This window comes from Streptomyces sp. NPDC093149 (assembly GCF_044754145.1).
GTDB lineage: Bacteria > Actinomycetota > Actinomycetes > Streptomycetales > Streptomycetaceae > Streptomyces.
In genome coordinates, this window is sequence record NZ_JBIVON010000038.1 from 1,942 (window position 1) to 8,130 (window position 6,189).

6 protein-coding genes and 1 pseudogene are annotated in these 6,189 nt (G+C 69.8%); 2 read left to right on the forward strand and 5 right to left on the reverse strand.

The genetic code is table 11. The features are described from left to right. Positions 1 to 539: pseudogene (locus tag ACIQCZ_RS40510) on the forward strand (hypothetical protein); the annotation flags it as partial. An 84-nt stretch (positions 540 to 623) separates the two neighbouring features. Here ACIQCZ_RS40510 and ACIQCZ_RS40515 read toward each other — a convergent pair. From ACIQCZ_RS40515 to ACIQCZ_RS40530, 4 genes are all read right to left on the reverse strand, one after another. Further along, positions 624 to 1,466 carry an IS5 family transposase gene (locus tag ACIQCZ_RS40515; protein WP_402290985.1) on the reverse strand — a complete coding sequence of 281 codons (843 nt, stop codon included), beginning with the start codon at positions 1,464 to 1,466 and terminating at the stop codon, positions 624 to 626. 473 nt (positions 1,467 to 1,939) lie between these two features. Continuing rightward, the gene (locus ACIQCZ_RS40520; protein ID WP_402290987.1) at positions 1,940 to 2,182 is read right to left on the reverse strand and encodes a hypothetical protein; all 243 of its coding nucleotides are present in this window, start codon (positions 2,180 to 2,182) and stop codon (positions 1,940 to 1,942) included. A gap of 2 nt (positions 2,183 to 2,184) precedes the next feature. After that, on the reverse strand, positions 2,185 to 2,421 hold the full coding sequence (locus ACIQCZ_RS40525) for a hypothetical protein (protein ID WP_402290989.1): 237 nt from the start codon (positions 2,419 to 2,421) through the stop codon (positions 2,185 to 2,187). A gap of 610 nt (positions 2,422 to 3,031) precedes the next feature. Beyond that, positions 3,032 to 3,481 carry a hypothetical protein gene (locus ACIQCZ_RS40530; RefSeq protein WP_402290992.1) on the reverse strand — a complete coding sequence of 150 codons (450 nt, stop codon included), beginning with the start codon at positions 3,479 to 3,481 and terminating at the stop codon, positions 3,032 to 3,034. 607 nt (positions 3,482 to 4,088) lie between these two features. Between ACIQCZ_RS40530 and ACIQCZ_RS40535 the strand changes: the two genes are divergently transcribed. Continuing rightward, entirely contained in the window at positions 4,089 to 4,661 is a 573-nt protein-coding gene (locus ACIQCZ_RS40535) for a YbhB/YbcL family Raf kinase inhibitor-like protein (RefSeq protein WP_402290994.1), read from the forward strand. A 16-nt stretch (positions 4,662 to 4,677) separates the two neighbouring features. Here the strand turns inward: ACIQCZ_RS40535 and ACIQCZ_RS40540 are convergent, their stop codons facing one another. Further along, positions 4,678 to 6,075, reverse strand: coding sequence for a carboxylesterase family protein (locus tag ACIQCZ_RS40540; RefSeq protein WP_402290996.1), 1,398 nt, complete (start codon positions 6,073 to 6,075; stop codon positions 4,678 to 4,680). Between the last annotated feature and the right edge of the window lie 114 nt (positions 6,076 to 6,189).

Consider the following 6,189-nt stretch of genomic DNA (forward strand, 5'->3'; position numbering starts at 1 on the left):
GGGACCTGCCTACGGGTCAGCAGGTCGGCGAGCCCCTGACCGGCCACACCGGCGAGGTGAACGCGGTGGCGACGGCAGTGGTCGACGGCCGCCCCGTCGCGGTCACCGGCAGCTGGGATGGCACGGTGCGGGTCTGGGACCTGCCTACGGGTCAGCAGGTCGGCGAGCCCCTGACCGGCCACACCGGCGAGGTGAACGCGGTGGCGACGGCAGTGGTCGACGGCCGCCCCCTGGCGATCACCGGCGGCGACGACGGCACTATGCGGGTCTGGGACCTGACCACGCGCGAACAGATCGGCCAACCCCGCACCGGCCACACCGGCGAGGTGAACGCGGTGGCGACGGCAGTGGCCAACGGCCGCCCCCTGGCGATCACCGGCGGCGACGACGGCACCGTGCGGGTCTGGGACCTGACCACCGGCGACCAGGTCGGGCCGGAGTTGGTGTTCCCGCTGCCGGTCTGCGCGGTGGCCGTGGTACCGGACGGTCGGTTGGTGGTGGGCTTCGGCTGGGAGGTCGCGGTGTTGGCCCGTCGTTGACCAGGCCCCGCACAAACGTCTCGCACTACGAGCCAATTGAGAGGCGGTCCCCCGAGGACGTGGGGGGTCTTCAGTGGCTGGAGTTCAGGGGCGACGGCGGGGACGTGTCTGCCAGCGGTGGGTGGTCCAGGCTCGTCGGATGAGGCTGCGGACGGTGATGATCGTCTCCGCGAGGCCGAAGAACGCGTCGATCACGACGGCGCGGCGCTCAAAGCAGCGGGCGAGACGGGAGAAGGCGTTCTGCCAGGCGTGGGTCCGCTCGACATGCCACCGTTCGCTTGCCTGGATCGGGGCCTTCTCACCCTTGTGCGCGATCCAGCCGTGCAGGCCGCATTCGTCGAGCAGGACGCGGGTCCTGTTCGAGTCGTAGCCGGCATCCAAGTGCACCGTGATGTCCTCGGACAGCGGCCCGAGATCGCTGAGACGGTCCAAAGTAGGCGCCAGTAGCGGTGAGTCGTGGCAGTTCGCACCGGCCAGCACGCGGCCGAGCGGGATTCCGTAGCCATCGGTCATGCCGGAGCGTTTCAGGCCCTGCTTGCTGCGGTCGACCGGGGAACGCCCAGCGACCTCACCGCCGCCAGGGGCCTTGGTGATGGAGCCATCGACAGCGATCTGATCCAGCACCAGGCCCACGATGCGGTCGTAGGCATCGAGGGCGATCTGCTTGAACCGGCTGAAGATGCCCAGGCGGATCCACTCGTCGCGGCGGTCGCGGATAGTACTCGCCGAGCACGTCGTGTCGGCGATCGCCTCGTAGGAGCAGCCGAACCGTAGCACCTGCAGGCGCTTGTCGAACACGATCCGGTCATTGATGCGCGGGCGGTGGCAACGCAGTGGATGGTCTGGGTGGTAGACCGGCCGCTCGGGCAACAACGCCGAGAATTGGTCCCACAGTGGTTCAGCCAGCCACGACGGCAGGACAGGCACAGATCTCCCCGGTGTTCACAGAGCGTCGCAACTCCATGATCGCCAAGGTCTACACGTGCCGTACAGCAGGGGAAGCCCCAACGCCTATCTGCGCGGGTTGTTATGCCTCGCTTCGTAGAGCACATCTGTGCGAGCAACCTCAGCGACTGGGCGCGCGCCCAGTCACCGTCGGCACCGGCTCGGGCAACTTGATCGAGGACGAGCTGGCGGGCCTGGTCCTGATCGCCCAGGCGGAGCCATGCCTCGGCCACGGCGGTCCGCCACGGAACCGGGGCGGCACCGGCCAGCGCCCAGCCGGTGAGCAGTTCACCGCACCGCAGGAAGTCGGCGAGCGCCGCCTGCACGCGGTCCGTCGCGAGCAGGAAGTGGCCGTGACCGTACAGAATGGTGCAGCCCGGCAAGGGTTTCGGACATCGTCGGCGGAACTGTCCGGCCGACGTACCGGGACGCTTCCTCGTACCGGCCCATCCTGGTCAGCGCGAGGACCAGACCCCCGAGCGGAAGGCCCACGAACGCTCCCCACGAGCCCGGGCCGGGAGCGTGAGCGTCGTCCGCGCGGTGGTCGCGGCCTCGTCGAACTCGCCCTTCCTGGTGAGCATCTCTGCTTTGGCTGCGAGCACCGTGGCCTGGACGACGGGCAACCCTCGGGACTCCGTCCTTGTAAGCAATTGGTCGCACCAGAACGATGCGGTGCCGAACCGGTCGGTGTAGATCAAGGTCAGCAGGGCGGGCAAAACCCGCTCGAGCCCAGTGCCGAGGTGCATCGGCCGGAGAGCGGCTCACGCAAACCCTTCTCCGCTTTCGCGATGACGTCCGCGCCGCATCCGCGCCCGAGCAGTTCCGTGAGCACGGCCGCGGACCGCGTCTCCACCGGCACGCCGGTCCCGCCGGCGACCGTTTTCCGGGACAGCGCGGGAAACGTGGCCGCCAGCCAGAGTTCGAGGTCGCGCAGCACGGGGGAGTCCGAGATCCCGCGCAGGCTCGAGAGTAGTTCCCCGGCGTCGTCCGTTCTCCCGCGCCACAGCAGCTGACGTACCAGCATGGCTCTCTCGGGCACGTCGAGATTGCCTGATCTCGCCGTGGCGAGCAGCGGTCCGAGGTGGACAGAGGCGGCGACCGGGTCGATCCTCGATTCTGGATCTCCGCCCGGTCTCCGGCTCCGGTCCGGTATTTGAGGGTGTGGTTCGGCAGTTCGACGGGCCGACTCGGCTCGTCCTTGGCGAAGGCGCCGGTCAGCAGCACTTCGTCCACCCAGGGCTCCGGCATGCGCCCGGCCCGAACCAGGTGCCGGGCGACCACCGCCGCAGGCAAACCGGCGTCGTGCGACAGCCGGGCGGCACGACGGTGCAGGCCCTCACGCATCGGCGCCGGAAGATCGTCGAGCACGGCCAGCCGCGCCGCGCTGTGCCGGAACGTTCCGCCGCGCATCAGCCCCGCCGACGTCATCGCGTCGAGCGCCTGCCTGGTCGACTCGGCGTCGGTCTCGGCGAGATGTGCGAGGGCGGGCACGATGGCGGCGTCGGCCCGGCGCGGTGGAGGCAACCGAGGAAGGCCTGACTGTACCCCTATGCGAGGGCTTCGCCGGCCGTCTCGCAGTCAGCCAGTAAAGCCCGCAGCAGCACTGGATTGCCTCCGGTGGCCTCGCGGAACCACCGGCTTTTCTCGTGGTCCACACCGGCACCGAGCCGCGCGACGACCAGCTGTCCGACCGTCTCCGGATCCAGTGGCGCCACGATGATCCGGAGCAGGCCGGGACTCCGCAGTACCTCGGCCCGCAGCGGCAGCGGGGAGGTCCGCACGATTTGGTCGTCCGTGAGGACCACGATCATCCGCGTGGCCAGCAGTCGTCGCACCAGGTGCGACAGACGGCGCGCGGACGGGAGGTCGGCGTGGCGGATGTCGACGACCGAGATCACCAGGGGCCGGTGCTCGGCGAGCTCGAGTCGCCGGGAGAGAAGATCGTTCGCGGCCTCACCGGCGTTTGTGCGCGAGAGGACTTGCTGCGCCAGGTCCATTCGCCCAGAACGGACGCCGACTCCGGGCCTGCTTTCACGCCCTGGACGAGCTGCGTCAGCACGCCGAACGGGACGTCGCGCTCGGCAGGTGAACAGGCCGCGACGAGGGTGCACAAACCGGACTCGGCGGCCCGACCGACGCAGCGGGTGAGAACTGTGGTCCTGCCGCAGCACCAGGGGCCGTCCAGCAGGAGAGTCCCGCCGGCCGCATCGCCAGCTCCGGACAGCGGGTGAGCATCGAGTCCGCGCGCTCGACGGCCCGGTTCACCTTGCCCCTCCGGTGAAAAGCCCCGCGCGCGGAGAGACGCGGTGCGCTTGATTCCGCGGAGTCACCACCCGGTCGGTCGGTGGCGTCCTGGTGCTGTACGGGTGTCCGACCGGGCCCCAGTGGCGAAGACCGCCGGAACTGGTGATGCCGATCCCGTTACGGGACATGGTGGAATCGTGCGGCACGTGTGCCGCCCGGCGGAAACGGCCGACGGCCACCGGACCGCCGATGAACTGCCCGCCGGACACCACGGGTGCCACGAGACGCCGGCCGGCGCCGGTAGCCTGTGGCCCTGGCGCGCCAGTCCGAGGGCCCGGAGTGTTCAGACAAGGAGAGTTCATGGCACTGCTCGGAAAGTTGCTGAAGAACCGGCGGGCGGGAGAGACGGGCCTGGCCTGGAACACGCCGAACTTGGCGGGGCCCGAGACCGTGCGGGTGACCAGTCCCGACTTCGAGCACGAGGCGACGATGCCGGTGGCGCACGCCGGGAAGCGGTCCGGCGGCCAGAACACCTCACCGGCACTGAGCTGGACCGGGACACCCGCCGGCACTGCGCAACTGCTCTTGGTCGTCGAGGACCCGGATGTGCCCCTGCCGAAGCCGTTCGTCCACGGAGTCTTCCTTCTCGACGCTGCGTTGACCGAAGTCGCGCGGGGTGCGCTCGACCAGAACAGCGCCACCGCGGGTGTGCGGGTGCTGCGGTCCGGCAATGGCCGCGGCTACCTGGGGGCGGACCCGATCAAGGGGCACGGCCCGCACCGATACGTGTTCCAGCTCTTCGCGCTCGCGAGGCCGATCACCGCCGTGGCGGGCGGCGCGGACCCCGAATCGGCCAAGCCACGCGCCGTATTCGACGCCGCGGACGGGGTTCTCGCGCGTGGCCGGATCGACGGCTGTTACGAGAACCTCTGATCGGCGGTCGACGGGATCAGTCCGCCGGTACGCCGATCCGGTGCGGGGCCGGTGATTCCGGCGTCCACGGCGTCCACGGCACCCGCCCATCCCTGGCCAGGGCGAGCAGCGCCGCCTGGTCCTGCGCACCGACCGCACGGTCCTCGTCGGAGCCGACGGTGCCTTCCGGGTCGAGGAACAGGCAGGCCACGTCGGCGCCGTGGACCGGCCGGTTCGCCAGCTCGGGATAGGCGAGCACGGTCCGCCAGTTGGTGGAGGGCGCGTAGTCGAACTGTTGGTACCACACCGGGGCGCCGCCCTTGTGCTGGGCGGCGAGCAGCTTTTTGGCCGGCCCCACCCAGATCAGCTCGGACAGGGCGTCGATCTTCTCCTTGTGGGGCAGCGACTGGTCGTGCTCGGGGAACGCGCGCAGGTAGGCCGTGTCGATGGCGTTCCAGGCGTCCCACGCCCCGCTCTCCTCGGTGACGTTCGAGACGAGCAGCGGAACGTCGGCCATGAGCCCCGTCTCCAGCGAGTCGAGCGGGTTGCGGGGCAGGACGTTGCCGTCGACGAACGGTCCGTACCGGATCATGGCCGGGCCGTGAGACTTGGACGTGGCCTGCTTCAGCATCCGCCGATGGATGGTGCGCAGCCCCACGTTGGGCAGCTGCGCGAGATCCGCCGGCGTCGCCGCCAGCGGTCCGGCGGACTCGAGGAAGTCCTCGGCGAACCGGGCGGCTCGCTCCTCGGCCATCGGCGGCTGGGCGCCGCTGTAGAGCGCCGCCTTGTGGAACAGCCCCTTGGCCGCCGGAGCACCCAGCAGCGCCGCCACGTCCGACGAGCCGGAGGACAGGCCGAACAACGTGATGTTGTCCGGGTCGCCGCCGAAGGCGGCCACATTCTCCTTGACCCAGCGCAGCGCCTGGATCTGGTCGAGCATGGAAAGGTTGGCGCTGTCCTTGAAGTCCGGGTCCAGCGCGCCCAGATAGAGCCAGCCCCAGACCCCGATCCGGTAGTTCGCGGTGACCACGACCGCGTCATGCCGGGCGGCGAAGTGCCAGACGTCGTTGGTCGACGTGCTGCCGCTGCCGTAGGCCCGGCTGCCGAAGTGCAGCCACATCAGCACCGGCCGGCGCGTGTCCGGGTTCGGGTCGGGCGACCAGATGTTGAGGTTGAGACAGTTTTCGCTCTCGGTCGCGTCGGGGGGCACTGTCGAGGGCGTCTGGCCGGGGATGATCGGCAGCTGCCAGGAGACCGGGCCCCAGTGGCGCGCGTCGATCCGCTCGACGGGGACGACAGGCGCCGGTGGCCGGAACCGACGCCCGACCTGACCGTACGGCACGCCGCGCCAGTTCGGGACGCCTCGGTCCAGGAAGCCCCGAATCGAGCCGGACGACGTCTCCACCACCAGGTCGTAATCAGTTTCCTCGCGCATGTGATTTGCCTGCTCCGAATTATGAGGGCGGACTGCGACGCCATTCTCGTCGGCAAAATACCTGGCTGAGATTCGCACGGATCTCTTCCGGCGCGGTATCACCAATGCTGGTGG